This window comes from Streptomyces sp. NPDC001393 (assembly GCF_053597455.1).
In genome coordinates, this window is sequence record NZ_JBSFIH010000064.1 from 1 (window position 1) to 26,995 (window position 26,995).

General features: G+C 71.5%; 32 protein-coding genes. All 32 read right to left on the reverse strand.

Features of this window, described 5'->3' with window-relative positions:
• Positions 1–191: 191 nt before the first annotated feature.
• On the reverse strand, positions 192–335 hold the full coding sequence (locus ACWC2T_RS39420; protein WP_450675139.1) for a hypothetical protein: 144 nt from the start codon (positions 333–335) through the stop codon (positions 192–194).
• 30 nt (positions 336–365) lie between these two features.
• Positions 366–1,739: a DUF317 domain-containing protein gene (locus ACWC2T_RS39425; RefSeq protein ID WP_450675140.1), complete on the reverse strand. Its 1,374-nt coding sequence runs from the start codon at positions 1,737–1,739 to the stop codon at positions 366–368.
• A 62-nt stretch (positions 1,740–1,801) separates the two neighbouring features.
• The gene (locus ACWC2T_RS39430; RefSeq protein ID WP_450675141.1) at positions 1,802–2,926 is read right to left on the reverse strand and encodes a DnaB-like helicase N-terminal domain-containing protein; all 1,125 of its coding nucleotides are present in this window, start codon (positions 2,924–2,926) and stop codon (positions 1,802–1,804) included.
• On the reverse strand, positions 2,926–4,140 hold the full coding sequence (locus ACWC2T_RS39435; RefSeq protein WP_450675142.1) for a DNA cytosine methyltransferase: 1,215 nt from the start codon (positions 4,138–4,140) through the stop codon (positions 2,926–2,928). Before ACWC2T_RS39435 ends, ACWC2T_RS39430 begins: the two co-directional genes overlap by 1 nt.
• 47 nt (positions 4,141–4,187) lie before the next feature.
• Entirely contained in the window at positions 4,188–5,063 is an 876-nt protein-coding gene (locus ACWC2T_RS39440) for a hypothetical protein (protein WP_450675143.1), read from the reverse strand.
• 107 nt (positions 5,064–5,170) lie between these two features.
• Positions 5,171–5,704, reverse strand: coding sequence for a hypothetical protein (locus tag ACWC2T_RS39445; RefSeq protein WP_142218832.1), 534 nt, complete (start codon positions 5,702–5,704; stop codon positions 5,171–5,173).
• Positions 5,705–5,809: 105 nt separating this feature from the next.
• On the reverse strand, positions 5,810–6,409 hold the full coding sequence (locus ACWC2T_RS39450) for a hypothetical protein (protein WP_450675144.1): 600 nt from the start codon (positions 6,407–6,409) through the stop codon (positions 5,810–5,812).
• A 156-nt stretch (positions 6,410–6,565) separates the two neighbouring features.
• Positions 6,566–8,374 (reverse strand): type IV secretory system conjugative DNA transfer family protein, encoded by a 1,809-nt coding sequence (locus ACWC2T_RS39455; RefSeq protein WP_450675145.1) that lies wholly within the window; start codon positions 8,372–8,374, stop codon positions 6,566–6,568.
• 36 nt (positions 8,375–8,410) lie between these two features.
• Positions 8,411–9,166: a DUF317 domain-containing protein gene (locus ACWC2T_RS39460; protein WP_450675146.1), complete on the reverse strand. Its 756-nt coding sequence runs from the start codon at positions 9,164–9,166 to the stop codon at positions 8,411–8,413.
• A 598-nt stretch (positions 9,167–9,764) separates the two neighbouring features.
• Complete coding sequence (locus ACWC2T_RS39465) at positions 9,765–10,583, reverse strand: DUF317 domain-containing protein (protein WP_450675147.1); 819 nt, start codon at positions 10,581–10,583, stop codon at positions 9,765–9,767.
• The gene (locus ACWC2T_RS39470; RefSeq protein WP_450675148.1) at positions 10,580–10,936 is read right to left on the reverse strand and encodes a hypothetical protein; all 357 of its coding nucleotides are present in this window, start codon (positions 10,934–10,936) and stop codon (positions 10,580–10,582) included. The genes ACWC2T_RS39465 and ACWC2T_RS39470 overlap by 4 nt, the downstream gene beginning before the upstream one ends.
• Positions 10,937–10,965: 29 nt before the next feature.
• Positions 10,966–11,769: a DUF317 domain-containing protein gene (locus tag ACWC2T_RS39475; RefSeq protein WP_450675149.1), complete on the reverse strand. Its 804-nt coding sequence runs from the start codon at positions 11,767–11,769 to the stop codon at positions 10,966–10,968.
• Positions 11,766–12,149 (reverse strand): hypothetical protein, encoded by a 384-nt coding sequence (locus ACWC2T_RS39480; RefSeq protein WP_055709484.1) that lies wholly within the window; start codon positions 12,147–12,149, stop codon positions 11,766–11,768. The genes ACWC2T_RS39475 and ACWC2T_RS39480 overlap by 4 nt, the downstream gene beginning before the upstream one ends.
• 357 nt (positions 12,150–12,506) lie before the next feature.
• Positions 12,507–13,259: a hypothetical protein gene (locus ACWC2T_RS39485; protein ID WP_450675150.1), complete on the reverse strand. Its 753-nt coding sequence runs from the start codon at positions 13,257–13,259 to the stop codon at positions 12,507–12,509.
• Between the two features lie 28 nt (positions 13,260–13,287).
• Positions 13,288–13,986: a hypothetical protein gene (locus ACWC2T_RS39490; RefSeq protein WP_450675151.1), complete on the reverse strand. Its 699-nt coding sequence runs from the start codon at positions 13,984–13,986 to the stop codon at positions 13,288–13,290.
• A gap of 14 nt (positions 13,987–14,000) precedes the next feature.
• Positions 14,001–14,840: a relaxase/mobilization nuclease gene (locus tag ACWC2T_RS39495; RefSeq protein ID WP_450675152.1), complete on the reverse strand. Its 840-nt coding sequence runs from the start codon at positions 14,838–14,840 to the stop codon at positions 14,001–14,003.
• A complete protein-coding gene (locus ACWC2T_RS39500) occupies positions 14,837–15,565 on the reverse strand; it encodes a hypothetical protein (protein ID WP_450675153.1) in 729 nt (242 codons plus the stop codon). The genes ACWC2T_RS39495 and ACWC2T_RS39500 overlap by 4 nt, the downstream gene beginning before the upstream one ends.
• Positions 15,566–15,627: 62 nt before the next feature.
• On the reverse strand, positions 15,628–16,065 hold the full coding sequence (locus ACWC2T_RS39505; protein WP_450675154.1) for a hypothetical protein: 438 nt from the start codon (positions 16,063–16,065) through the stop codon (positions 15,628–15,630).
• 101 nt (positions 16,066–16,166) lie between these two features.
• Complete coding sequence (locus ACWC2T_RS39510) at positions 16,167–16,664, reverse strand: hypothetical protein (protein ID WP_142218833.1); 498 nt, start codon at positions 16,662–16,664, stop codon at positions 16,167–16,169.
• Between the two features lie 301 nt (positions 16,665–16,965).
• Positions 16,966–18,072, reverse strand: a complete 1,107-nt coding sequence (locus ACWC2T_RS39515; protein ID WP_450675155.1) for a hypothetical protein — start codon at positions 18,070–18,072, stop codon at positions 16,966–16,968.
• A gap of 84 nt (positions 18,073–18,156) precedes the next feature.
• Complete coding sequence (locus ACWC2T_RS39520) at positions 18,157–18,495, reverse strand: hypothetical protein (protein WP_450675156.1); 339 nt, start codon at positions 18,493–18,495, stop codon at positions 18,157–18,159.
• Positions 18,492–18,953: a hypothetical protein gene (locus tag ACWC2T_RS39525; protein ID WP_450675183.1), complete on the reverse strand. Its 462-nt coding sequence runs from the start codon at positions 18,951–18,953 to the stop codon at positions 18,492–18,494. The genes ACWC2T_RS39520 and ACWC2T_RS39525 overlap by 4 nt, the downstream gene beginning before the upstream one ends.
• Positions 18,954–18,985: 32 nt before the next feature.
• The gene (locus tag ACWC2T_RS39530) at positions 18,986–20,095 is read right to left on the reverse strand and encodes a hypothetical protein (RefSeq protein ID WP_450675157.1); all 1,110 of its coding nucleotides are present in this window, start codon (positions 20,093–20,095) and stop codon (positions 18,986–18,988) included.
• Positions 20,088–20,825 carry a glycosyltransferase family 2 protein gene (locus ACWC2T_RS39535; protein WP_450675184.1) on the reverse strand — a complete coding sequence of 246 codons (738 nt, stop codon included), beginning with the start codon at positions 20,823–20,825 and terminating at the stop codon, positions 20,088–20,090. The genes ACWC2T_RS39530 and ACWC2T_RS39535 overlap by 8 nt, the downstream gene beginning before the upstream one ends.
• 266 nt (positions 20,826–21,091) lie before the next feature.
• Positions 21,092–21,631, reverse strand: coding sequence for a hypothetical protein (locus tag ACWC2T_RS39540; RefSeq protein ID WP_450675158.1), 540 nt, complete (start codon positions 21,629–21,631; stop codon positions 21,092–21,094).
• Between the two features lie 186 nt (positions 21,632–21,817).
• Positions 21,818–22,594 (reverse strand): hypothetical protein, encoded by a 777-nt coding sequence (locus ACWC2T_RS39545; protein ID WP_450675159.1) that lies wholly within the window; start codon positions 22,592–22,594, stop codon positions 21,818–21,820.
• 44 nt (positions 22,595–22,638) lie between these two features.
• Positions 22,639–22,953 carry a hypothetical protein gene (locus ACWC2T_RS39550; protein ID WP_450675160.1) on the reverse strand — a complete coding sequence of 105 codons (315 nt, stop codon included), beginning with the start codon at positions 22,951–22,953 and terminating at the stop codon, positions 22,639–22,641.
• Positions 22,954–23,116: 163 nt separating this feature from the next.
• Positions 23,117–23,623: a hypothetical protein gene (locus tag ACWC2T_RS39555; RefSeq protein WP_450675161.1), complete on the reverse strand. Its 507-nt coding sequence runs from the start codon at positions 23,621–23,623 to the stop codon at positions 23,117–23,119.
• Positions 23,620–24,045 carry a hypothetical protein gene (locus ACWC2T_RS39560; protein ID WP_450675162.1) on the reverse strand — a complete coding sequence of 142 codons (426 nt, stop codon included), beginning with the start codon at positions 24,043–24,045 and terminating at the stop codon, positions 23,620–23,622. Before ACWC2T_RS39560 ends, ACWC2T_RS39555 begins: the two co-directional genes overlap by 4 nt.
• 418 nt (positions 24,046–24,463) lie before the next feature.
• Entirely contained in the window at positions 24,464–25,978 is a 1,515-nt protein-coding gene (locus ACWC2T_RS39565) for an ATP-binding protein (protein WP_450675163.1), read from the reverse strand.
• Between the two features lie 28 nt (positions 25,979–26,006).
• Positions 26,007–26,462, reverse strand: coding sequence for a DUF6238 family protein (locus ACWC2T_RS39570; RefSeq protein WP_450675164.1), 456 nt, complete (start codon positions 26,460–26,462; stop codon positions 26,007–26,009).
• Entirely contained in the window at positions 26,459–26,950 is a 492-nt protein-coding gene (locus tag ACWC2T_RS39575; RefSeq protein WP_450675165.1) for a hypothetical protein, read from the reverse strand. The genes ACWC2T_RS39570 and ACWC2T_RS39575 overlap by 4 nt, the downstream gene beginning before the upstream one ends.
• Positions 26,951–26,995: the final 45 nt, after the last annotated feature.

The following is a 26,995-nucleotide window of genomic DNA, read 5'->3' on the forward strand; positions in this document are numbered from 1 at the left end:
GACGTGCACACACCCAAGAAGACGCCAGCACAGGGACAAAAGAAGAGGTCAACCACCCCGAAGCCCCGCCGCACAGGTTAAAGATCAAGCTAGGACCACGGGTTGACTGTTCGGGCAGGGAGTGCGGGCATTGCGGCGATACGCATGCCGTCGGTCGCCCCGCCGGCGCCCCACACGGGCGCCGTGCCCATTCAACGTACGGTCCACACCACGTTGTCGCCGACGGGGATGCGTACGTCCCGCACTACGGGGTTGCCGGAGACTTGCACCGCGTGAAGGACCCGCTCCAACGTGGCGGAGGGCAGGACACGGCGGGTGAGCGGCTCGCCAGCCATGGCCTCGCGCCTCGGACGCGGAACCGCAGGTCAGCGGGTTCGGCTGCTCTGCGATGAGGCCGGTGTCGGGAGAAGGCGCGTGGGCGCGGTGGTGAAGCTCGCGGGATGTTTCAGCTTGGTCGGGTTGTGCTGTCGGGTGCCAGTGCCGTGAGCGAGGTTCTCGGTGAGGTGGGCTAGCAGCGGGGCCGGGGTGTAGGGGGAGGCGTGGATCTCCCAGGTGGGGCGGTCGATGGTGGGGCCGGCCCACAGGGTCCAGGTGGCGAGGGTGCTGTGGGGATGTTGGGCGGCGAAGGCGTCGAACTGGACGCCGGCGTCACCTTGGGGTGTTTCCCAGCGAATCCAGCGTCCGTTCACGGTGTGCTTCCAGCCGGCGTCGGTCAGCGCGCGGGTTGCTGCGGCAACCGTCGTCTCGGTGACGGGGCTGCCGATGGCGGTGTCCCAGGCGTCACCCTCGGCGAGACGCGTCAGCAGGGTCTCGAGGACGGGGGCCGGCGTGGCGCCGGTTGCCGTAAGGTGCCACATCCGGTCGGAGACGGGACTCTCGTAGGCGGCGATGGTCCATGCCCTCTCGCGGGGATCGGCTTCGTGGACGCGTTCGATGCGCAGGGTCTGTGATTCGTGGATGGCGTGGGTGGTGTCGTCGCCGAAGGTGCGCCACTTCTCCCAGTCGTCGCGCACGGCCAGGAACTGATGGAGGATGGCGTCGTGGTCGCCGGGATCCGCGGCGTAGGAGGGAACCGTCTCCGACCGCTGGACGGGCGGCTCTGGCTCGGCTGCGGCCGGCGCACGCAGGGCGGTGAGGGCTTCGGCCGTCTGGCGTTCGGTGTCGGTCGTGGGCGCGGGGCCGGGTCGCAGGGTGTCGCCGTGGAGGCGTTCGAAGGCGGCGATGGCCTGGGCGGGCGAGCCGTAGACGTCGGCGACCTGCCGCAGGTGATTCTCGCCGTGGAGGTACACGCTCTTGCTGCCGTCGCGGTAGGTGCCGACGGCGACGGTGGTGCCGCTGTCGTCGGCGTGGGCGTGGATGACGAGGCGGCCGTGGCGGATGTCGTCGTAGATCTTCTGGGCTTCGTTGGAGACCTCTCGCATCTCCTCGCGGGTGAGCCAGGGCAGCGGGTAGTTGGCCCATGTCCATTCCGTGGCGATGGCTTCACGCAACTGGGGTGTGATCTCCGTGGTGATGCCCTCGGCGGCCAGTGCCTGGGCGGCCTTTTCCGCCCAGTACGGCTCCTCGTGGTCGATGCGGGCGAGGACCAGGGTGCGGTTGTCGACAGGTTCGAATCCGCGGGCGGCCAGGAGAGCGTGGGCCGTGCGGTGCCGGGTGCCGGTGAGGGTCGCGGCCACCGCACTGGAGTGGCTGGGGTGGGTGTCGAGGCGCACGTGTGCGTCGATGGCGGGGTCCGTCAAGGAGTGTTCCTCGTGTCGGCCTGTGGCCGGACCATAGGGGCCCGACCACAGGCGGTTCGGTGTCAGCGGGAGACGCGTGCAGCGGACGGGGCCGCTGTCCGGGGAGGGCCCGCCCGCGGGGGCGTCGCCGCGGCCCCGGTCTGGCGGGGCTTGGCGGCCGGTGCCGGGGCGATGGCGTGAGTCCAGCGGGTGCGCAAGGCGGTGAGGTCGGCCAGGGCGCGGCGGCTGCCGGTGATCAGCTGGTGGGGGGTGTTGGCGGGGTCCTCGGTGTAGGCGGTGATCCGCGCGGCGACGGTGCGGGCGCGGGCGAGCAGGGCTCGTTGCAGGACCTTCTCGCCCCAGTACTCGGGTGAGCCGACGGGCGTGGAGACGAGGGTCATCAGGTCGTCGGGGGTGATGCCGTCGGCGAGGAGGCCGCGGTGCTGGGCCTCCCACAGCACGGTGATCGGATCGACAGGGTCACCACGGTGGACCAGTGAGGTCAGGCACTGCCACAGGGCGCCGTGCAGCGGCAGCGCGAAGTCCTCGGCTTGCAGCCACCGCATGGTCTTCAGTTCTGCTGGGTGCGCAGTGGCGGTCGCGAGGAGGAGCCGTTCCTCGTCCACGGCTTCCTCGCCGCTGTCCCGCGGCGGTGCTGCCGGCAGCGGGGTGCGTGGAAGCGAGCCGGGGTGCGGGGCGAACTGCCCGGAGAGATCCTCCAAAAGCCGTCCGAGCACATCGGCCTGAGCCAGCGTGGCGGCGGCCGGGTCCGGCAGGGTGGCATCGGTCGCGGTCCAGGCCAGGCGTTCGGCGTGCATGCGCAGCATCCGGCGGGCGTGATCGGCCCGGATCATCCGTGCGTACGCCGGTGCGTGCTGGGGCCGGGGGCAGACCTGGATGAGGGTGTGGAGGTATGAGGCGGTCAGACCGGGTGCTTCGGGGCGGGCGGCTTCCATGACGGTGTTCAGCCATGCCACCTCGGTGCGGTGGGCCTCGGGGTCGGGTGGCGGCACGCTGCGCATGGCCGAGAGGAGGGCGCCGTGGGTGTGGTTGCTGAAGTGGTCGGCTTGAAGGGGGCCGATGTCGGCGAGCCGGTGGGGTTCGAGCAGGAGGGCGCCGAGCAGGGACTGCTCGGCGTAGTGCACGGCCGGGTTCGGCGGCAGGTCGTCGAAGTCGTCGTCCTCGTACGGGTCGGTGGGGCGGGGCATCAAGCGGCCAGGGTGAAGTCGTCGGGGGTGAGGGTCTTGCCCAGGTGCGGGGCGAGCAGGTGGGCGGCGAGCCGGGGCGGGACGGCGTTGCCGATCTGGCTGAAGACTTGGCCCTTGTTGCCCTGCCAGGGGTAGTCGGCGGGGAAGGTCTGCAGGATGCCGGCTTCCTGGGCGGTGATCCGGATGGACTCCGGAACCGGACGCTCCTCGCCCTCACCACCGGATGCCGGTTCGGCGACCCACACGCATTCGTTGGCCCGGTGCCCGAAGAACAAGGTGCCGGCGGGCTCGTCTACGCCGCGCACCGTCGCGTTCGCCTGATTGTTGCTGCGCAACGACCACGACCAGCCGTGCGTCCCGGCGCCGAACGCCGGGGCCGACGCATCGGCGAGCTGGTTCTCCCGGATCCCTTCATCGTCAGCCCAACCCGCAATCCCAGCAGGCGACTTCAGCACCATCGGTACGGTGTGCGGTTTCCAAGTACCGCGGTCGCGAGCGCTGGCGAGGGACTTGCGTGACCCCGAGGGGAAGGGCTCGGGACCGCCGCCGGGCCCGCCGCCGGCGCACACGGTGGGCACGGGACGGTCGGTAGCGCCCCAGCCGAGGGCCTCAGCCATGGATACCCACCGAGAGCGGCCCGGCCCGAACAGCGTTTCCGGTTCGGCGACGTCCGCATGCGTGGGCGGCGGAGGCGCGGCGGTGCGCGTACGGGAGGCCAGCAGGATCGCCCGCCGCCTCGTCTGTGGCACGCCGTAGTCGGCGGCATTCAAGATCCCGGTCCACACCGAGAAGCCCCAGCCCCGCAGCACGGCTGCGTACTGGCGCCACAGGGGCAACACGTCCGGGACTTCCTCCATCGCCACCCATTCCGGCTCGCCGACGCCGTGGAGGGCATGCAGGTAGCGCATCGGCTCGGCCGCGAGCAGGGAGCGCTCGTCGCGACACGAGGTCAGCAGCCTGGCGCGAGTGTCGCGGCCTTGGGCGAGGTCGGCGACGGCCTGGTGGACCAGCGGCTGGTCGATGAGCCCGAGGCGCTTGCCGGCCCGCGACCACGCCTGACAAGGTGGTGACGCAATTAGCCCCGAAGTCTTCCCCACAAAAGGCCAGACCGGATACAGGGCTACGTCGGTGCGGATCGTCAGCTGGCCTGCCGCGGCGCGGGTTTTGCAGGCCCACTCGTCCCATTCCAGGCCCACGTCCCGAAATCCCAGCATGGTCAGCGCCGAACTCCAGCCGCCTGGGCCGCTGAATAGGTCAATTATCACGAAGCCAGCCCGAAGTCATCCTTTGTGGGCATTACTTCGGAGCCGCGGCACGTCCATGGAGAGCATCCGTCGGTGACACCCTGCTCCAGCTCCTCGGTGTCCGGGGAGTCGGTGCCGAGTTCGTGCTGGAGGGCGGCCCATTCGGCGGCGGTGACGTGGTCGATCGGAGCCTGGTCGAGAGGGACGCGGGAGCGGTGCAGGAATGCCTCGCCCAGCAGCCGGTTGCCGGTCGCGTTGGCGCGGGCATTGCCCTTGCGGATCGCCGCGTCGAAAGCCACCACATCCGCCCACTCCGACGGAGAGTTGTCCCTGATGCTGCGCCACTGGGCGTTTCCGTGGAAAGGGCATCCGAGGCAGCTTGATTTCGGGGTGTCGGCCAGTCCCAGTGAGGTCAGGTAACGGACGCAGTCGGCTCGTGACCAGCCCAGATCGATCAGCGGGTGGCGGTTGCGCATGTACTTGACGTCGGCGTCCTTGGCCCGGTGGAATTCGTCGGTGGAGATGCCGACCCACTGCTCGACGAAAATCTCCTTCGGGATGCGGGCAGGATACGGGTAGCCTAGGAGTTCACGGACCTTCTTTTTGATTGGCTTGATTTTATATTCGCCTGTGCATTGCCGTCGGGTCATCCCTGGCTTGCCATCCTGGTTGAGGATGTAGAGCGGCATGGAAGCGAATCTGTGATCTGGGTCGAGTGCGTCGTCGGGAATGTTTCCGGAAGTGACGCGCAAGATGGGGATGCCTGCCGGTTCGGCTATCTCCTTTTCCAGGCGTTCGAGGTGGTCATAAACGGCCCTGGGTTCCCAGCCTGTGTCGGCGAAAATGGCGTAGTCGACTTTCGGGAGGATGCCCTCGGCGGACAGGGCAAGCATCGCGCTAGATTGGACGCCGGCGCCTAGAGAAATTGATTTGAATGCGGGGGTTGCGGAAATCGTGGGTCCTTGCGTGAACGAGGGTGCAGACCGGCGCGGGGTGGAGGTCAGCGCCGGGCGGGGGCGGTGGCCGGCGCGGCGGGCGGCGCCGGGGGTAGTGCCGGTGGGGAAGCCGGGCGGCCGGCGAAGGCGGGGCTCGCCTGGTCCAGACCGTCGGCGAGCTGCTGGGCGGCGGTCTTGGCTGACTTCAGCCAGTCGAAGACATCGGCGGGGAGCTTCTGCCAGTGGGCGTGGTACTGGGCCCACTGGAGGATCTCGGCCGCGTTGCGCAGCTGCTCGGCGAGCTGGGCGAGAACGGCGGCCTGCTGGTCGCCGGTCTGTGCGGTGTGGGTGGACTGGAGGAGTTCGTCCAGCGCGGTCGGCAGTGGATCGGGGTCAGCGGGTAGGCCGTAGAGCCGGGCGTGCAGCGACTGCGCGAAGCTCGTGACGGGTCCTCCGCGGGAGCGGTGACCGAACTCGGCTGCGGCTTGGGGGCGGACCCTGAAGCTGACGATCACGTCGCGAGGTGGGCAGTTGGGATGGATTTGGTCGGCGAGGGCGCGGGCGAGGTCGTGTGCTGTCGGAGTGTCGGAAGAGGTCATGGCTCCAGGAAGGGAAGCGTCAGCGCGGGGCGGTGGCGCGGATGTTGTCGCCGGTGGTGCGGGCGGGCGCGTGGGGGCGAGGGCTTGGGCGGGCCCGCCGGGTGGTCAGCGGGTGTGCCGGTGCCGCTGAGGTGCGGGCGGCGGTGTCGGCGTGGTGGCCTGGGTGCGGCCCCGCGTGGTGGTGATGGCTTTGGGCGTGGGCAGGCCGAGTCGGATTTCGCTGGGGAGGCCGAGGGACCACAGGTGTGTCTCAGCGCGGGCGACGATGCCGACGCTTTCGCGTTCGCCGAGTTCGTAAGGGAGGGTGTAGCCCGCGGCGGTCGGGGTGAACCCGTGCTGTTCGAGCACGCCGCGTGCGTCCTGGGTGTGGGCGGTCGCGGTGATGTGGCCGTCGGAGAGGTCGAAGTGGACGGTCGGCTTGGGCGCCGGGCCGGACTCGTGGTAGCGGGTGGTCCAGTTGAGGTCGACGAAGTCCATGGTGTGGGCAAGTAGTTGGTGAAGGGCCTCGCCGGTCCGGTTGTGCGCCTCTTCGCGGGACGTGCTGGGCGGGAGGAGGTACAGGGTGCGGCCCTGATGCTCACGGGCGGTGAAGCCGCTGGTGGTCAGGATGCGGTGGGCCGATCGGATCGGCTGGTTGACGACGACGAAGGTGTGTCCGTCGTCGGTGGAGCCGACGAAGACGGCGTGGTGATCGGTGAAGGCCATGGCGGTTTGAGGTCCGTGGGAAATTCGGCGGGGTGAGGGGGCCGGGCGTCGCAAGGGCGCCTGAGTGAGCCGTGCCGCATGCCGGCATGACGCGGTGCCGACGGGGGGACGGCAGCCCTGGCGCCCTTGCGAAGCGCCGGGTGTGTGAGGTGGGGGTTACGCGGTGATGCTGAAGTCGTCCTGCTTCGGTGCGGGTGCGGCCTTGGCGACGGCCCGGGCGGTGATGGCCTTGGAGGCGCGGCCGGAGGCGGCGGACAGTTCGTCGGCGCCGGGTTCGAGGTACCAGGGGCGCAGGTCGAGCATGGCGGCGCGCATGCCGGTGGCGAAGCACAGCGCGGTGCCCTTGGGCAGGGCGCGGATGGCGTCGGCCGGCATGATGCGTTCCTGGCGCATGCTGATGCTGGTGGAGGTGCCGGAGTCCGAGGTGGAGGTGGACTTGGTCTCCACGTCGTGGTCACCGATCAGCCGGGAGAGCTTGTCGGCGAAGTCAGGGTCGTCGATGCCGGAGCCGATGACCTTGATGGTGGAGGCGGACCACATGGCGTCCATGCCAGCATCCCCCCAGACCTTCTGGCCCTGGCGGTAGGACTGCAGGATGGTGATCGGGATGATGCCGCGGGATCCGAGGTGGGAGTACAGGTCCGGCAGGTCCGAGATCTTGCACACGTTGGCGGCCTCGTCGAGGATCGCGAGCATCGGCGGGTCGAGACGTCCGCCGGCGCGTTCGGCCTGAGCGGTCGCGGCCCGCATCACCGAGTCCGCGCATGCTGCGATCAGCGCGCTCGCGCCACCACCGCCGTCCTTCGACAGCAGGTAGAGGGTGTCGCGGGACGTGACGAACTCGGACGGCCGGAACTCGGGCACGTCCTTCTGCGGGGTGACCCAGGCGGCGATCTCGGAGTTCAGGAGCGCGGCGGCGTACTGGCGGGCGGTCTCAAAGATGCCGTCGCGGGTCTCGGGCGGGCCTTCGACCGTGCCCTTGAGCTGTGCGGCGACGGCGGTGAACTGGTGGTCGCGCAGGATGTCCAGCGGCGTGCGGTCGGCGGGGAAGGCCAGCCACTGCATGACATCGGTGATCGGCCGTTCGTCCAGGGCCGCGGCCAGGAACAGTTGGGAGAGGATGTTGGATCCGGCCTTGGACCAGAAGTCTCCCTGCTGGGAGGCGTCGACGGAGGCGGCGAGGAAGTGCCCGGCGAGCCGGCCGGCGCCTTCGAGGGTCTTGGCGTCAGCAAGCGGGTTCCACCACATCTCCCGCTTCGCGTGGGCGATTTGCTGCGGGTCCATCGACCAGGTCCGGCCGACCTTGGCTCGCGCTTCGAGGGTGGCGGTGTAAGCGTCGCCGGCGGCCTTGTTGGAGGTCAGCAGGACCGGGCCGGGGGCACCCAGGATGGAGGGGATGGCCAGGCTGGTGGTCTTGCCGGAACGGGGCGCCATGATGGCGACCGCTACGTCCTCGTAGCCCATGCGGACTTCGCGGCGGGTGCCCTGGATGTTGCCGAGCAGGATGCCGGTGTCGGCCGCCTGGATGGTCTTGGCGTCCTTCAGGCTCGGGCGCAGGGAGCGGGCCTTGGCGGTGATGGCTTTGGCGAGCAGGGGCTCGATGTCCTTGGGCTTCGCCATCCCGGCGACCTTCTTCTTCCGCCCGCCGCTGCCGCCGTGGTGCCGTGACCAGAGCACGGCGCCGACGACGCCCAGGGCGATCAGGACCGCGCCGGGGACGATGCGTGCACCGACCAGCAGCGCCGTATCCCCCAGGTAGGGCCAGAGACGGTTGGGGTGGAGGAGGGCTTCGACGGGCTGGTACGGGGCCCAGGGGCCGGAGTCGGTGAGCCATGCGGTGGTGTTGCCGCCGAGCCAGGCGAGGTTGGCGAGCGGGACGGCGATGGCCATGGCGCCGAGCAGGACGCGGAAGGCTATGTCGTAGCCGTCGGTGCTGCTGCCGGAGGGGGCGGGGGTGTTGGGCAAGAGGGCGCTTCCAGGGGGTGGTCGGGAGGGCGACGGTCAGCGGGTGCGGCGGGGGGCTGGCACGCGCGGTGGCTTCGGGACGGGCGTGTTCGAGGCGGCGTCCGTTCGCCGGGCGGCCAGGGCCGCGATGCGCTGCTCCAGTGCGAAGGCGATGTCCCCGACCGGCAGCTGCACGGTGCGCGTGAGCGCGTGGTTGCGGGCGAGTGCGGGGACGCGGCCGGGAGAGCGGCGCACCGGTGTCGGGTCGGCGAGGGCCTGTGCGAAGGCGGCGACCAGGTGCTGCGGTGTGGTGTTGCTGAGGTAAGCCCGCCAGATGAGGCCGCCCTCGTCCTGGTCGAGGCGGGCGTCGGCGAACCACGGGCCGTCCTCGCCCACGTGCTCGAGGGCGGCGATACGGTCGGGCGAGGCCAGGCTCTCGCCGGCGGTGTGCCACCCCGCCCGCCGCAGCACGTCGTAGGGCTCGGGCCCGGAGGCCGGCGGTGTGGGGGCGGTCAGGGCGTCGGTGAGGGCGGCGATGATCTCGACCGGGGTGCGGGCGTCGAAGGTCGCCGACCAGGCCGGCTGGTCGCCGGAGCGGGCGTGGCGCACGGTCCACCACGGCTCGTCCGGGTCGGGATCGATGTGCAGGGTGGCCTGCTGGTCGGGGCTGGTGAGGATGACGCGGGGCATCAGCGGGTCGTGCCCGTAGCTCCAGCCGCAGGCGCGGTGCAGCGGGACGGTGACCCAGGCGGGGTCGCCGCCGCCGGCGAGGTAGCGGGGGGAGATGAGCGCCTGCTCGATGGTCTCGTGCACGCGCCTCACCTCCGTACCGGGCCGCTGCGGCCGGTCGAGCGGACGGAGGTCGCGGTCGGCGGTGGGGCCAGGGGCGAGGGGGCGTGCCGGGCGGCGGCGTTGATGTCGCCAAGGACGTGGCCGTGGGTGGCCCAGTCGTCGAGGTAGCTCCAGCACTCGGCGTGATGTTCGGCGAGGGCGTCGTCGAAGGCCGCAGTACCGGGCCGGGCGTGAAGCGGAAGGCTGTCGCGGGTCTGCTCCCACTGGTCGTGCAGCGCGTCGAGGTGGTCGAGGGCGGCGTGCAGGACGCCCAGCTGCCAGGCCCAGCGGTTCTGTACGGCGTGGGCGGGCAGGTGTGCGAGTTGCGTCTCGGCCGTGGCGAGCAGGTGACGGGCGCCGGGGCGGACGGTTTCGAACGCGGCGGCGGTGTCGGCGTCGCGCTGGCTGGCGCGCAGGCCGTAGGCGGTCTCGTCGTGGGGCCAGCCGTCGGGGTCGGTGTGCTCGTCGGAGTAGGCGTCCCAGGAGTCGAGGATCTTCTTGCTGTCGTCGACGAAGCGGTCGAGGTGGTGCAGGATGTCGCGGTGAGCGGTGGGTTCGAGGGTGATGGTGCGGTCCTTACTCAGCGGTGCGCGGTCGCACGGGTGGTGCTGGTCTTCGCCGGGGCTGCCGTGGTTTTCGGCTGCCGGCGGCGGGCGGCGCGCGCCTGGGCGCGCAAGGCGTCGAGCCGGGTGGTGTGCGCTGCGACGACCTGCTGCGGCGTGAGGGGGCTCGGCTGTTGCACGACGCTGTAGTGGGCGGTGCGGTCGTACATGCCGCGCTGGAGGGGGGCGGGGTCGGCGAGGGCGGTGACGAAGGCGTTGACCAGGTGAGCGGGGGTGCGGCTGTCGAACCAGGCGTGCCAGATCCGCGGGCCCCTCGGGGTGCCGTATCCCGGCTCGCAGGTTTCCACGTTCCAGCGCGCCGGTTCACAATCCTCCAGATCGCGCCGCAGCAGTTCTACGTGGCACATGCCGTCCGGTGAGTGCGCCGCGTGGGTGTCCAGCTGCCAGCCTGCTGACTCCAATACCTGGAAGGGGCTGGGCTGTTCGCGGGGTGGTGGGGTGATGAGGGCGTCGGTGAGGCTGCCGAGGAGTTCGGCGGGCACGAGTTCGCCGAACTCCGCGTACCAGCCGGGCTCGGTGCCGGTGGGTTCGGCCCGCAGCCGCCACCAGGCGGAGGTGGCGGACTGCGGGTCGAACTGGAGGCTGTGCCGGTGGTCGGGGCTGCGAAGGACGATCTCGGGGCTGAGCGGGTCGGAGGTGTGGGTCCAGCCGGCTGCCGCCAGGCCGTGGGTGACGTGGCGGCCGTCTCCGGGGCCGGCCAGGTGGCGGGGGCCGGTGTCGAAGGGGATTCGCCAGGCGTGGGTTTCGGCGAAGGCGGCGAGCTGCCGTTCGCTCACCGGCACCGGCAGCACCCCGGGGCGGTCGTCGGGGTCTTCGCAGACAGGTTGCGCAGGTCGTCGAGGACGTAGTGGAGGGTGTGCTGGTCGCTCTGCTCCCATGCCGCAGAGCGCAACTCGGCGATCAGCAGGGCGGCTTCGGCCGTGTGTGGGGAGCTGGGGTGGTTCTGCACGGCGCGGGCGAGGGCGCGCAGGGTGTCGCCGAGCTGGACGGGGATGCCGGTGTACTCGTCCAGCAGCGGCTCGACGAGCGCGAGGGCCTCGTCGAGGTCGGCGCCCTCGCGCAGATATTCGGTCAGGTCGCAGAGGGTTTCGGTGGCGGTGCGGATGGTGTCGGGGGTGAGTGCGGGCACGGGACTCCTCGGTGGCGGGATGGTGGGGTTCAGCGGCGGGCGCGGGCGCCGCCGGCGTGGGCATACGGACGGGCGGTGGTGCGGGGACGGTTGCCGCGGACGGAGTTGCGGGCCCAGGTAGCGGCGCGGGCGGCGGTGATCCGGGCCTGCTGCCAGGCGCTGAGCTGGGAGGGCAAGACGGAGACGGAGGTGGTGCGAATCTGTGCGCTGTGCGGGACGCGTCCGCGCGGGCGCATCACCGGCTCGGGACTGGCCAGGGCGGCGGAGAAGGCTTGCACGAGGTGCATCGGGGTGGTGGCGCTGAAACTCGCGGTCCACCCGTTGCCTTGGTGGTCCCGTGCTCCGGACCACCACATCGCGCTGCCGCGTCCGTCCTGGTGGAACTGCATCCACGCCGATCCGTCCGGGCTGGTCGCGGTGTAGTGCCCCGCGTTGGGTTGAGTGCTCCAGTGCTGGTCCTGGAGCGGTTCCCACACATTGGGGGCGTGGGCGGAGCGGGGGCGGGTGAGAGCGTCGGTCAGCCCGGCGACGATCTCCACCGGCGTCTGCCGGCCGAGTGTCGCCCACCACTCCTCCTGCTGCCCGGTCGCCTTGCCGTGGATGGTCCACCCGCCCGGCTGGATATAGGGGTCGTAGCTGATGCGAACGGCGCGGTCGGGGCTCTCCATGAGCAGCGGACCGCCCGGCTTGGAGGCATCACGCCAGCCGGAGGCGCGCAGGAACTCTGAGACGTGGCGCAGGTCGCCGCCGCCGGCGACGGCGCGGGGCTCGACGAGGTAATGCTGTTCGGCTTGCTCGCCCGGGCCCCAGCCCTGCCACTGCTTCCTGCTCATCGGCGCCGCCGGATGACGAGTGGGGCGGGCTGTGGCGGCTGCGCAGTCCCGACGCCGGTGAGGGTGCTGACCTGGTGCAGGTGGTCGTGGTGTTCGTCCAGGTCCCCGCCGATGGCGTCGAGTTCATTGGCGGCGCGCCCGAGGGCGAGCCACACCTCCGGCGGCAGCGCGCCGCGCTCGGCTTGGACCTTGGCGAACACGCTGCTGGTGGCGACCAGGCGGGTGACGCCGCCGAGGACTCCGTCTTCGGCGTCCACCACGCGGGCAATGACCTGCGTGGCCTGATGCGGGGGGAGGTGTGCGAGGTGGTCGGCGAGCTGGCCGAGCTGACGGGTGATCTCATCAGCCAGGCGCAGCGGGTACGAGATGGGGTCGGGCATGCTCCTCCTGGGCAGGGGGTTGGGGATCAGCGGTGGTGGCCGGTGCGCCCGGCATCGCCGGGGAGCGCCTCGGGGCGTGCGCCAGCCAGACGGTGCGGGCCAGTGGGTATGCAGGTGCGCAGGTAGGGGCGGAACAGCGCTGTCGCGAGGCGCGGCGTGAGATGCCGACGGATCGGTGGTGGAGTATGGGGTGTTACAGGGGGCTCCGGTCGGGGATGCGGGCGGGGCGGCCCCGGCCCGGGCGCCGGGGCCGCCGATCGGTGCTACCGGCCGCGCCGGACGGCAGGGCGGGCATTGATGCTGCCGACGCCGGCCATCGGCTGTGCTACGGGGCGGTTGCGCGCGAGGAGGATCTCCTCATCTGCCCCTGATAGCCGACGCGCGAGCCGGGGCAGGCGGCGGCGCAGGCGGTGTCGCGGTGGGCGCGATCCGGCCGGAAGGGTGCTGCAGCGCGGTGGCGATGCCGCAGGCGTCGAGCTGCCGGCCTGCCGCGCGTACGGCCCGGGCCTGCACCGCTGTGTCGTCGCCGCTGAGCCGGTATATGCCCGTCTGCAGGTCGTGGACGAAGCCGTTGGCGGCCAGCACTGCGGCGGCTGTTTCGCCGGCGGGCGCGGCGGCGAGGCTGCCGTCGGACTGCCAGGTCAAAACGACGCGGTCCGGCTGCGAGGGCTGGACGTCGGCGCGGGCGTTGTGGCGGGCCTGGGCGAGGGCTGCGTCGTAGCGAGCCAGCAGGTCGCCGGCGACCAGCTCGGCGCTGTGGAACGGATCATCGCTCACGGCGATGCCGTTGGGTTCACGGATGCCGCGGTACGCCTCGTCGGGGAGGCTGGCAGGGGCGATGGCGGCGATGAGGAATCCGTCGCGCTTGTCGTGCCGGTCGAGTACGGCGAGCTGAGCACCGTCCGTGCGGGTCAGGACGGCTGCCTCGCGGAGGGGATGCTGGGCGAGGGACTCGGCGACGAGGTCCATGTCCCAGATGCGGTCGGCCAGTTCGGCGAGATCGTCCTTGTGCGCGGTGGGGTGGTGGGTGCTGGTCCAGGTGTCGGGGAGTTCGCCGGCGAGGACGTCGGCGAACGAGGCGAGGCGCCCGGAATCTTCGTGGTCGTGCAATGGTGTCCTTGAACGAGGTGGGGCGGGGTCAGCGGCGCACCCGCGAGGCCACGGGCGGCGGGGGCGCGACGGGAGCGGAGCGCGGCGGCGGTGGGCAGGCGCACACGGCGGACCGTTCACGCTCGTGGGCGGGGACCTGTTCGCTGCAGGTGCTGCGGCCGTGGTGCGGGGCGTGCCGGTCGGCGAGCGCGTCGCGGGTGTGGGCGAGGTCGGTACGGATGACATGCAGCCGTTCGTCGGCGAGGTAGCGCAGGCGCCGGGCGATGTGCGCATCGGCCGCATCACCGAGGCCGTCGTGGAACTCGGCCGTGGCGGTGAGGATCTGGTCGATGGCGGCGAGGATGCCGTCGTGGGAGGCGGTCAGCTCGGTGAGTGCGCCGGCGGCCTCGTCGGTGGTGGTGGCCTGGCGGATGCGCTCGGCGAGCTGGGCGACCGCAGCGCCGAGGGGCAGGTCGCGGGCCGGGCGGCGGTCGGTGTCGAAGCCGAGGTCGCAGTCGACGTGGTAGCCGACGGCCCGAAGCCGGGCCACGGCCTCAGCCGCCAGCTGCCTCTCGTCGTCCTCGTCAAGGCCGGTGGGAGCGCGGTGGTAGGACTCGTGGACGCGGACCACGGGGATGAAGCCCGCGCGCTGCAGGACGCTGTGAGCCTCGGCATCTCCGCCGCGGGCGAGGACCTCCTCAGAGTGCGGGTCCCGGTGGATGGTCAGGAACCGGTCGGCAAGGGGCAAAGGGAACGTTTCTCCTACGGTGATCGTCGTGCGGTGGCCCGGGCAGCGGCCGGTGCCGGAGTGGCAGTGCGCGGGCGGGGCGCGGTGGTGAGGTGGGCGGCCGTGGCGTCGAGGTCCTGCTGGATGCCGTGGAGGCGGTAGGCGATCAGCTCCAGGCGGTGGGCCGCGTCGGCTCCGGCGCCGCCGGGGTGGCGGGCGATGCGGTGGGCGGTGTGTTCGACCAGGCCCCGTACGGCGGCCAGCGGGCCGGAATGCTCATCGGCGAGCTGGGTGAGGACTTCCGCGAGCTGGGCCGAGGCCGTCGGCACCGATCGGGCCTGGGGTGCGGGAGCGATCAGGTGCAGGTCCTGCTCGATGCGGCGAGCCTCGTGCGCGAGACGTCGCCCAAGGTCAGCGGGCTGCTGCTGCCAAGAGCCGTCGAGCCTGATCAGGTTGGCGATCACATCGAGGCGCCCGGGTTTGCCCTGCACCGCGATCCAGTGGCAGCCGCCTGTGTCGCCGGGCCTCTCGACGCCGGCGGCACGGGCCAGACGGTGGGCGGCCTCGGCCCACTCCGCAGCGGCCAGGTCACGGTCGTCGGGATGGAGCCGCACAACGAGGTGGAAGATCGCCCGCCGGTCCCCGCGCGGGCTGGTGGCGAACGGGTGCTCCAGCAGCGGGTCTTCGAGATGCTCGGCCCACTGGGCCGCAGTCCACGTCGCCTGCTCGTCCTCCAGGGTGTAGGAGTCCAGGCCCGGCCAGTAAGCGACGACGGAGTGCTCCGGCAGACCCCCCTCGATCGGCACATCCCGTCCCAACGCCTCACTGAGCGGATCGTGCGGGGCGTTGGTCCGCTCGTTGACGCGTGGGATCACGCCGGTGTACCTCCTGCTGCCGGGGCCAGTTGGTGCTCGTGGTGGTGGTGCAGGTCGTGGGCTGCGGCGATCAGGGAGCGTTCGCGTACCAGGTCGGCGTGGACCGCGGTGTCGCCCGGTGGCAGAAGGTCCAGGGCCTTGTCGATCGTGGCGAGCCCGTCGTCGTATCGGCCGAGGCGGCGCAGTGCGCCGGCCCTGCGGAAGAGCACGATGGGGCCCTGCCCGGCCTCGAAGGGCGGCCGACTGCTCAGGGCGAGGAGCCGTTCGGCTCCATGGTCCAGGTGCTGGCCGAGCCACAGGCCGTGGAGGAGGACGTGCACGGTCTTGGCGTGGTCCCCGGCCTCGGCCAGGACCTCGTCCATCACCACCAGGCCGTCGGGGCGGGACTGGCCCAGCAGCGCGAAGGCGTACAGGGCCCGGCTGTAGCAGTCCAGCGTCTCCCGGGCAGTCTGCGGGAGCTGTTCGACGAAGGCTTGGAGGGAGGGGCAGCGGAAGTCGTAGCGCAGGGCGCTCAGATAAAGGTGCCGCACGGTGCGGTCGGTCACCGGATCCGCCCCGGTCGCAATGACCTGGACCGGGTTCAGCAGGCTCAAGACGCTGTGTCCGCTGGTGCGAGCCGTCCAGGCGGCATCCGCGCAGACCTCGGCCGACTCCCGCCAGTCCGCGTCGAGTTCGCGCAAGTCCGCTGCCAGACGGGACGGCCAGAACGGGTCCGCTGGGTTCATGGCGGCCCGGGCTCGGGCGCGCAGGATGGCGAGGGCACGGCCGGGACGGCGCCGGGGAAGGCTCACCGGCCGCCCCGCGCGTCGGCGATGTGCACGAGCTGGTTCAGGGCCGTGGTGGTGTACCAGCCGCAGTCGATCAGCGCGTCGTTTCCGCCGTACTTCGGCAGGAGGTAGTCCTCCATAGCGCGCAGGTAGATCAGGCAGTCAGGGCAGGGGCGCCCCAGGTGCACGAGGTAGCGGGGGTGGGCGGTGGTGAACGTCTGCGCACCGCCGGTGGGGTCACGCAGCCGCCATCCGTCTTCGTCGGTCGGGGTGTGCCAGGACGGGGCGACGACGTGTACCGCATCACCCCACAGTTCCCCGCCGGCTACGCCCTTGATGACGACGACCTGGTCGCCTGCCTGGAAGTGGGCGTGGGTGATGTCCCGGGCGGGGGTCAGCGGGTCGGGCGTCGGCGAGAACGCCGGGAGGGCAGGAGGAGTCCAAGAAGGCGGGATCATGCGGGTCCTCTCCACGCGGATCGGGTGGCGGTGGGAGCAACAATCGTCCGGAGAAAGGAGCGGTTGGCCAACCGCCGATCGTCGGGTATGGTCCGTCGCCGTCAGCGGAACGGGTTCTCCGTCCCGCGGTCCTGCTCGGTGGCGGCGTCGAGAAGTTCCAGCAGGTCAGCGCCTTGCGCGTCCCTCTGATCGATCCACCATCCGGCCCTGGTGACCGAGCGGGCCTTCTCCTCCAGCTCCGCCCAGTCCGCCTCGTCCCACGTGCCCTCGATCACCAGGGCGGTGTGCGCGGCGGTCATCAGCTGGTGGCGGGACCGCTCGCCCCAGTCCAGGGCCCGCTCCGGGCCCTCCAGCGGCGGCATGTCGAAGCGCTCGGCCCATTCCTTCGCGGCCTGCTGCTCCTCGGCGCGCTTGGCGGCCAGCCACTGTTCCTTGGAGGCGGTGTCGCCGTCGCGTGCCGCCTTCCAGCACGTCGTGCAGTCCTTGCCTTCGAGCCAGCGAGCGAATCCGGCGCGCCGGTCTGCGGGGCGGTCGGACAGGTCATGGACGACCTCGTGACCGCAAGCGTGTGTGACATTCCACTGCGTACGGACAGCCATAGATGATTTCTCCTTGAAGTCGGTTGGTAGTGGGCGCGGTTGACAGGCGCGGCCAGGGGTGCGGCACGGCCCTGCGGGGACAGGACAGGCGCATGCCGGTGGTTCGGGGTGTTCACCGGCGTCGGCACGGTGAATGCCGGTGTCATCGGCCTGGCGAGTGCCGGTAACGGCCAGGGGCGCCGCGGACGAGATGGTAAGAGGGGCGGGCTGCCCGGCACCGCGCTGGAGATGCGGCGCGGTGCCGGGGCCGTCGAGGCGGTCAGGGCCGACTGCCGCCGCCCGGACGGGAAGAGGGGGTGCGCTACGTGTGGTGTGCGGGGGCCGTGGTGCGGGGAGGCGGCGGCGGGAGTGTGGTGTCCAGGGCGGGGCGCGGGCGGATCCGCGGCGGCGTGGGGGTGCGGTGCGGTGGCAGGACGGCGACGGTGGCGCCGAGGTCCTCGGCTGCGTCCTTGACTTCGCGGGTGAGGAAGTCCAGTTGCCGGCCGAGGGCATCGAGGCGGGCGGCGATCTGCCGGCCCTGCACGGTCTCCAACGCGGCGGCGAAATGGCCGGCGGTGTGGAGGAGTTCCTGGAGGCGGACCATCGGGCCTGCATCGTAGCCGTGCTGGGTGGCGGTGAGCAGTGTCTCGGAGACGTCGCCGGCGGAGCGGGCTTCGGTGATGTCCTGGAGCAGCTCGTGCAGGGGCACTTCGGGTGCGGGTTCCGGGCGGTTGAACCGCGAGGTGTCCGGCCGCAGGACTCCGGGTGGGACGGGGCGGGGCAGCGCCCGTCCGGCGGCGTACTCGTCGCTGTAGTGCCCGATGACTTGCCAGCCGGGCGCGTCGGGGTCGCCGGTGAGGGCGATGACGGTCGAGGTGTCGTCCTCGACCAGGTAGGCGAGTGTGATGCGCTGGCCGTCGGCGGCGTACCACGATTCGATCAGGTCCAACTCGCCCCGCCGCTGCGCGGCCTGAGCCTGGTGTGTCCACCTCTGTGCTTCTTCGGCGGTCAGGCCGGATCCGGTTTCGGGCCGGTGGTGCTGGTCGGCGAGGTCGGCGGCGAGTGAGCCGTGGTCCGCCCAGAGGGCGAGGTGGGGCCACAGGGCTTGGTGCTGCTCGCGCTCGGCGGTGGAGCCGGGGGCGGCGGGGCGGCCGAGGATTCGGGTGATCTCGGCGTGGGAGGCGGTGAGGGAGTCGAGCAGGGCTCGCCAGGCGGTGGTGTGCCGGGCGGGCGGCAGTGTGTCGAGGGTGCTGCGGGCTGCCTCCAGCAGTCCGGCGGCGTGCGGGGCGAGGTGCGTGGTGTATGCTTCGGCGGCTGCGGCGTTGCGGCGGGCGCGGGCGGCTGCCGCGGCGTGGTGGTGGACGGTGCGTCCGTAGCGGTCCTGGGTGGTGTCCAGCGCGGTCTGGGTCTCGCGGTCGATGACGGCCATCCGCAGCCGGAAGCCGCGTGCACACTCCGCGAGTTCGCGGGTCGTGAGGGTGTGGTTGATCGCTCCTCCTGGTGGTCGGGAAGGTCAGCGTCGGGCACGGCGCCGGGGCGGGGCCTGCGCGGTCATGACCGGCGGACGTGCCGGTGCCGGCGGTGCGGCCTGCTCGGGGGCGGCGGCGCGCAGGTCGGGGTCGAGGTCCACCGAATAGCGGGCCGCGGTGAGCATCTGTGCCGCCCACGTCGCGTGCTCGTTCTCCCAGTCGCGCCCCAGGTCGAACGGGAGCCGGATCCAGTAGCCGCGCAGCGCCGGCTGGAACAGGAAGTGTGCTCGGCGCAGGATTTCCGCGGCCAGAGGGTCCAACGGGCCTTCCACTTCCACCTCGCCACCCTGCCCGCGGAGGATGCGGATCGGCTCGGCGGTCATCGGGAGCGTCCGGTGGCGGAAGCGGTCAGGTGGACGGTGGGGGCGTAGGCGGGCTTGGGCGGGATCGGCCGGGCCGAGGGCGGGGAGGTGGTCAGTGCCGGGCCGCGTTGCGGGGAGCGCCCGGCAGCGGCCCGCGCGATGCGGCCTCGCCGCTCGGTGTGCTCGGGGACAGCCATGGGGTTGTGACGCGGACCGGGGGTGAGGACGGGGTCGAGAAGGTAGTCGGCGTGCACGGCATACCCGTGGCGGCGCAGATCGTGGACGGCCTGGCGGGTGCGTCGCATGCCGTCACGCTCGGGCTCGGTGAGCCGGTACATGCCGGGCCGTTCGGGTACGGGCTCGAAGGTCTCGCGGGTGAGGAACCAGTGGGCCAGGTGGGCGGGCATCGCCTGGGTGACGGTGGCGACGAAGCCGTGGTGCGGATGGGTGCCGAAGGCGAAGTAGGCGTCAGGGGGCAGGGGCAATGGGAGCCTTTCGGTGAAGAGGCGGGTCACCGGCGGGGTGCGGGCCGGCCCGGCGGGAGGGCGCGGGGCGGCGCCGAGACGGTCAGGGCGGAGCCCGGGTGCGGGGTCGCCGCCTGTGCCTGGCGGAGGAACGGCTCGCTGTGGGTGAGCCAGGTGGTGATGGCCGGCCACGTCCGGAGGTTGCGTTCCGGGCGGGTGAGCGGGGCGAAGGCCAGCTCCTCGCGCACGGCCTCGGCCTCCCCGAGGGCGTCGGCCAGATGTGCCAGGGCCTCGGTGTCCTCGGGCCACGGGGTGGCGGTGGGGCGGCAGCGGTCCAGCAGCGCGGGAGCGTGGTCCACGACGGTCAGGAAGTCCCGCCAGGCGCTGTCCAGGAACTGTGCGGTCGCGGCGCCGAGCGCGTCGATGCCCAGCGGGGTGGCATCGCTGTACCGGCCGGAGGCGACCATCGCGGCCCAGGTGTCGTGCTCGGTGCGGATGCGGTCGAGGGCGCCGGCGACGGTGGTGATCCGGCGGGCGTGGACGGCGCGGTCGTAGGCGGGCAGGTACCGGCCGGTGATCTCCCTCGCGGCGCGGCCGGGGAAGGGCGGCAGGACGATGCTGCGCGGGGCGTGTGGATCGCCGTACCCTTCCCCGAATGGCTCCGGGGCGAAGGCGCCCACGAGGTAGTGGAGTTGGTGGTCGGGGCGCTCGATGAGCAGCAGGGTGGTGTCCGATGCCGTATCGGTGAGGGTGGCGGCGTAGGGGATCCGTTCGGTCTGCACGGCGCGGCCGAGTTCGCCGCTGTCCCACAGATGTGGCACGAGGTCCTCCTGCCACACGGGGTGGCAGTACAGCTCGACTTGGGTGTCCCACTGGCCTGGCAGGACACGGGCGATGTCCCGGGCGGCGTCTCCGATGAAGCGCCGGCTGCTGGTCGTCACCTTCACGCCGTGCGTATCGGCCGAGCGGACCAGGTCGGCCACGGTGGCGCGGGAGGCGTCCGGGGCGTCGGCCGCCAGGCGATATACGCCGGCGTCGCCTCGCTGGAACCCGGATGTCTCCAGTGCGGTGCGCGCGGCCTCGTACTTCGTGCCGGATGGGATGGCGACGATGCCGGCATCCCGGCTGTAGGCGAGTACGATCTGGGCGTCAGCCATGGGAGGGCACCTCACGGCGGAGGGCGGTGCGCAGGCTGCGACCGTACTGCCAGGCGTGCTCGCGGGCGGCGGATTCCAACTGGTCATAGCCCTGCTGGGCCGTCATCTGACCTGCATGTTTGCGGTATCGGTACACTGCCTGGGGCAGCAGGATCCCGGGAGCGAGGCTGGTGACGCCAACAGCCGCGCAGTAGTCCTCCCCCTGGACGAGGCCGCCCATCGGGGCGGCCCGCACCAGCTCGGTGCGCGCGAGGATCGTGGTCGGCCCGATCGGGATGGTGTGCGCCGGCGAGCGCCAGTACGTCCACACATCCCCTGCTTCGTGCCGACCGGGCGGCGTCGGGCAGCGCCACAGTGTGGTCGACCCGTCGGAGTGGAGGTCCTCGCTCCATCCGGCGCACCAGCCAACCCCGGTCGACTCCAGCGCGGTCAGCCGCGCGGCCATGGCGTCGGTGGTGAACTCGTCATCATCGTCAGCCCAGTTGACGTACTCGGTGCGCACCTCGTTCAGGCCAAGATTGCGGGCACAGGCGGCTCCCACCGCGCGGGGCAGCGCGAGGGTGCGGACGCGGGGGTCTGCCGCGAGCGGCTGCGGTAGTCGGGCGGGGTCGGCGCCGTCGATCGTGACAACAGCCTCCCAGGGGACGCCCTGGCGTTGCAGGCTGGCGTGCATCGCGGCCAGGTACTGCAGGCGGTCGGACCGGAGCTGGGTGGCGATGACGACCGTGATCTTAGGGCGGGTGTACTGAGACAGGGAGTTCTCCAGGGCGGGGGCGAGGACCGGGCGGAGCGGGGCTAGCGGCGGGCGCTGGACCGGGTCGTGGAGGCGGGCGCGGCTGCCGGCTGGGCAGGCGCGGCGTTGGGTTGAGTGGCGCGGAGCCGGACGGTGGCGGGAATGGGCTGGCTGGGCTTCCACCGCGCGTAGCTGTCGCTGAAACGGGCTCGGGCATCGGTGGTCCAGTCCACGATGGGGCCGCGGTCTTCTTCTGGTGGTGGCTACCGGCCGTGTGTCGGGCTGGCGGGAGGGGTGCCGGGCGGGGCCGGGGGAAGGCCGGGCCCAGTCGGCCTGTGGGGCGGGGCCGGCGGGGTCGGTGCCGGGTCGTATGCGGCGCGCAGGGCCGCCAGGTCCGCCTGGTCGGCGATGGCCAGCACGGACAGGCTGCGGCTGGCCGCTGCCATGAGCATCTTGGGCGGGGACCCCGGTTCCGCACCGCGGTTCTGGCCGCGCCAGCGGGCGGCGGCCACCAGGTAGTCGCTCACCGCCTGGAGCACCGGTTCGGCCGCATCCAGCAGGTGTCGGGTGACCGCACTGGCCTGCGCTGGTGTCTCGGCGGCGGCGAGAGCATCGAGGTAGGGGCGAAGGTCGGGGCTCGGCAGGTCCTGCTTGGGCAGCGGGTGCTGGGCCAGGAACGGCTCGGCGTCCCGCTTCGCCCAGCGCAGCAGGTCGTCTCGGGTGGCGATGCCGTAGCGGGCGGCGGTGATCTGGTCGGCATCGCGGCCGACGTTGTCGTACAGCTCGAAGTCGGGGTGCTGCATCGGGGTGGGGCTCCTTGAAGCGGCGGGGCGCCCGGATACGGCTGCCGCGGTGCGGGTGCGGCGACAGCCGTATCCGGGCAGGCGCGCGGTAGTTGAAGACGCGGCGTTCCGGTTATGCCGAGCCAGGTGCGGCCGTTTTCCCCAGGTTGTGGAAGAGAGAAGGGGCGGGTGCGGCCGGCGGTCGGCTTACCGGTGTCGGCCGGGCGCGAAGACGCTGGTCGGTGCGGGGACGGCCGGGCCAGGGGAGGTGGTGGTGGGTGCGGTGATGTGGCGGAGGTTCACGCCGATGCCGCGGTGGGCGAGCTGGTGCACCAGGGCCTGCACGCGCACAGCGCGGCCGTCCTCGCCGTATGCGGCGGGCAGCAGGAACGCGGCCTGGTGGGGGTGGTACTGGAAGCCGAGGGTGTACAGCGTCGTGCGGGCGTCCTCGGGGACGCTTGCGTACGGCGTGCCGAGGGCGCCGTCCGAATACCAGGTCAGGGTGACCACGCGTGCCACCTGCGGCGGTCCGGGCCGGTGCGCAGGCTCCGGCTGGCGGGCCGCGTTGTGACGTACGAAGGCCAGCGCGTACCGGTAGCGGGGTAGGACCCGGCGGATGACCGCGGCGGCAGCGCGAGCCGGATCACTGGTGACCTTGATTCCGTTCGGTTCGGCCACACCGTCGAAGTGGTGTGGCTTGACGCCGTCCTCGGGTGCGAGGGGGGCGACGAGGAACTGGTGGCGGTGCAGCGGTCGGTCGATGACGCACAACTGCTGGTCGTCCGGACCGGTCAGCGTGCAGTGGTGGCCGAGGACGAATTCGGTGAGGGCCCACTGGACATGTCCGCAGTCCCAGACGCGGTCGCTGAGGGGGAACTGGTCCTTGTATTGAGTGTGTTGGTGGTACTGGCTGGTCCATTCGCCGGGCAGGCGCGAGGCGAGCGCGTCGGCGAAGGTAGCCAGGTCGGTGCGGTAGGCGTTCATGTGCTCCAAGGGGGGCCGCCGGGGCGATGGCGTGAGTTGTGGGCTCAGAACGGGAGGCGAAGGGCGCGGGCGGTGCGCGGCGGGCCCGGCGGGAGACCCGGGCTGCAGCCATAGGCGGGCGTTGGGTGGCGAGGCGGGGTGGCCGGGTCGGGCTGGGCTGTCGACGGCTCCTCCTCGTGCGACCGGCGGTCGCCGCCGGCGTACTTCCAGGTGAACTCGTACTCGTCGTACGCGTTGATCAGGCCCGTTTCCAGCTGGGCTTCACGGTCGGCGACTTGGGCCAGCAGCTCGTCCTCCTCTTCCTGGCACTGGAGCCATTCGGCCCATTCGGCGTCCGTCAGGTTCGGTGGGCGCTGCATCGGGTGGATTTCTCCTTGAAGAAGGCGGGGCGGTTGATGCCTTCGGCTCGTCGGCTACGGGTTCGGCTCGGCTTTCGTGCCGGTGGTGTGAGGAACTGGCGAGGAATGCCTGAAGGTTCGTGCGTCCGTTGTCGGCCAGGACGGATGTCGTAACCCGTGCTGGTCACGGTCCGAGGAGGCCGGCCTGATCGGCGCTGTCTTCCTCATAGCCGAAGACCGCACGCTCCAGGTCTTCGAGGTAGACGATGTCGGTATGGGCACGGAAGGCGGCGAGGACTTCGTCCGCGTAGTCCTGGACCTCGTTGTCCGCGAGGTCGACGCGCGCCCGGTTCTTCCTCGACAGTCGGCGCCACTCCACGATGTCGGAGTCGGTGGCGCGAGCCATCCATACCCAGATTCCGTTGCCCAGCTTGATGACGTACTGGGGATGGAAGAGCCGGTTGGTCCGCCTGCGGCGTGGATTGCGCTGCTCGCCGAACCCGGTGACGAGGCTCTGGGCGAGCTTGTCCAGGGCGGCGGACTTGATGTGCGGGTCGAGGTCCTCGCGTGCGAGCTGTTCGCGCACCGCATCGGTGAGGTGGCGTTTGTGGAACCGGCCGGTGGCGTCGGTCAGAGCAACCGCGCTCTGCTCGACGATCTGCTGCAGGCGGAGGTCGGCGGCGCTCGTCACGGCAGGTCACGCTCCTGCCAGACCTGGTCCATCTCGGCCAGCGCTGTCATGGCGTGCGCGATGGTCTCACGGGTGATTGGCGAGCCGCTGGCGAACGCAGGGTCGTACCGGCTGAACGTCCGGGTACCGCGGGCCTGGGCGAGCGGCGGGACCACCTCGTCCAGCAGCCGGGTGGCCACGCGGCGCTGGCGCTTGTCCTCCTCGACGCGCTCGGTGCGCTCTGCCCATGCGCCGGCGAGCGTCAGGTGGCCCTCGACGACCCGGTCGGCCAGCTCGGGGTCCTCCTGCCGCAGTCGGGCGAGCTGCACCTCGGCGGAGTTGGCCTTGGCCTTGTTCTCCCGAGCGATGGCATACGCCTCGTCCAGGCCCATGGCGCCGCTGATGACCGCCTCCACGAGGTCCGCGGCATGCTGGAGCACCACGTTGGCCTGGCTGATCCGTCCCAGGGACAGGCCGGTCTGCTCAGAAACTGAACGTGTGGAGTGCTCAGAGTCTGAGCACGGCTGGTGTTCAGATTCTGAACGGGCCTTGGCGGAGATCATCGCCGCCTGCCCCTTGGTGATGTTGCGGCGACGGAGGTTCACCGAAAGGACGTAGCCGCGGGGGTCGCTTCCCTCGTAGGTCGTGAACCTTGGTTCCACGGCGGCGATTTCGCATGCAGCGAGCCTGCCGCGTCCGTCGAGGAGACGACCCTGGGGGTCGCGAACAATGGGATGCAGCAAGCCGCGTGCTTGGATGTCGTCGGCGAGAGCACGCAGCTCGTCCTCGTCGAGCTGGGGAAAGAGTTCGGTGATGGGATGGGTTTCTATTGCGGGCTCCTTATGGACAAAGGGGAACTTTTCAATGCATCCGTGCGTCGGTGTCGAACAGCGACAGCTCGTGGGGATGCAAAAGATGTTGAACGATGAATGATTGTCCGGCGACCTTCCACAGTCCGCGGCCCCTGTTGAGGTGGGCGATGGCGTCGGTCTCGACGGAGGTCAGGCCCAAGAGGGCGGCTGCCGCGTGGAGTTGGTCGGTTTCCTGCCGGTAGATGATGCGGGTGGAGCAGTCGGCCAGGAGGCCCTCGGCCAGAGCGCGTCCGCGGGATCCGGCGTCGCCTGCGGTGAGCAGGTCGGACAGGCGGTGGATGACCATCAGGTTCGCGATGCCCAGGCCACGGCTCAGCTTCCACTGGGACTGCATGCGCTGCAGCAGGCCGGGGTGGCGCATCAGGCGCCAGGCTTCGTCGTAGACGATCCACCGTCTGCCGCCGCGGGGGTCGGTGAGGGCGGATTCCATCCAGGCGGAGGCGCAGGTCATGGCGAGAACGAGGGCGGTGTCGTCGCCGGAGCCGCCCAGGCGGGACAGGTCGATGGTCAGCATCGGCGAGTTCGGGTTGAACGCCACGGTGCTGGGCGCGTCGAACATGCCGGCGAGGTCGCCGTGGACCATGCGGCGCAGGGCGTGAGCGAGGTCGCGAGCGGCATCTCCCAGGTGCCCGGACATGCTGCCGCCTGCGGTGTCGAGGGCGGCGGGGTTGTTGAGGGTGGCGGCGATGTCGCCGAGCAGCGGGGTGCGGCCGGTAGCGGCGGCGTGGGTGACGACGGCGTCGAGGGCGACGTCGAGCGCGGTGTGCTCCATCGGCTTCAGGTCCCGTCCGAGCACGGTACGGGCCAGGGAGCCGAGCAGCAGCAGGCGGCGCTTGCGGATCTCGCCCGCCCAGTCCGTCTCGGAGACGCTGTGGGGGCGGGGGGCGGCGTCCAGGGGGTTGAGCTTGCCGGGCAGGCCGGGCCCGAGGGCGATGGAGGTGCCGCCGAGCGCGGTCGCCACCGGGGTCCATTCGCCCTTGGGGTCGCAGGGGACGTAGACGCGGTATCCGAAGGCGACCGACCGCAGGGCGAAGGACTTCGCCAGGGCGGACTTGCCCTGTCCGATGACGCCGGCGAGCAGGACGTTGGGGTTGGTGAAGCCCTCGATCTTGCCGTACAGGGCGAAGGGGTCGAAGCAGAAGGAGGCTTCGGCGTGGACGTCGCGGCCGATGTAAATGCCCTCGGCGCCGAGTCCGCCTTCGGCGAGGAAGGGGTATGCGCCGGAGGCGGTGGCGGTGGTCATGCGGTGGGCGGGCAGCCGCAGCTTGTTGCCGCGGGCGGAGGCCGGCCCGGGGCGCCCGGCAAGGGGGTAGACCGGTGCGGGGGTTTCCTGCTCGGCGGGTTCCTGGCCGGCCGGGTGGGCGGCGGCCTGGGCGCGGGCCTTGGCTTCGGCTTCGGCGAGCTGGCGGCGGGCGGCCTTGCGGGCGGCGCGGTCGGTGCCGTGGGGGGTGAACAGGGGGGAGGCCGAGGCGCGGCGGGCGCGGCGGGCGGGCCGGTGGTTCATCGGGGGCGCTCGATTCGGCGGGTGGTGCTCATCGCGCGCACGAGGTGGTGTGCGGTGCGCGGTGCAGGTCGGTGGGGGTGGTCTTGCGGCGGACGATGTGCCCGGCGGCGAGATGGCGCTGGCAGATGGTGAGGAAGGGAGGCCCTTCGGGGAGCTGCCCGGGGCGGCACTCGGCGGGGTCTGCGGACGCGGCCGGCAGAAGGTGGAAGGCCGCGTGGATGTCGGTGGTGGCCTGCCACAGCCCGGTGCGTGCTGCGGCAAGGTGCCGGCCGGCTGCGGGATGCGGGGGCCGTGCCGCCTCGGCCAGCTGGTCGAGGAGCCGGTGCAGTTCTGTGAGGTGGGCGTGGAGGGTGTCGAGGTGCGTCCGGTCCGGCGGATGCGCAGGCTCGGGGCGGCTGAGGGCGCGGGTGTGACGGCGGATGCCTGCGGTGGCAGCACGCAGGTAGGGGTGCGAGTCGGGCTCGCTGGGACGGATTTGGGTCAATGGGAGGTCCTTGCCGCCGGGGAGGCGGGAGCGGGGGTCAGAGGCGAGCTGGTTACGGGAACGGAGAGGCGGGCGCGTGATGTTCGGGTGACGCCGGTCGCAGGCACCGCAGCGGCTTCTTGCTCGTCGCGCAGGTCCACGTATGCGCCGCGCGTCGGGAGGCCGGGATGGCTCTGCTCCGGTAGGTAGATGATGTCCGCGCCCTGACCGTCAGGGGTCCCGGCGTCAGCCAGGTACCACTCATGCCAGCTGGGAAGGCCGGCCAGGATGCGGGCGGCGTCGTCGAGGTTCATGGCGTTGACGACGAAACTTGTGGGGGCTTCGCCTGCGTGCCGCTCATGACCGGCAAACGTCAGGGTGAAAGGGCGGGGCGCCGGCGGGCCGAGGAGATGGGCGAGGCGGCTGCGTACCGTGTCGAGGTGGTCACTGGCCTCGATCGCCGTGGTGATACGGTCGTCGTCGTATTCACGCAGCTTCTCCTCGATCACCTCCCCGTCGGGGTCACGGTACTGGTCGAGGACGGCGCGGTGGCG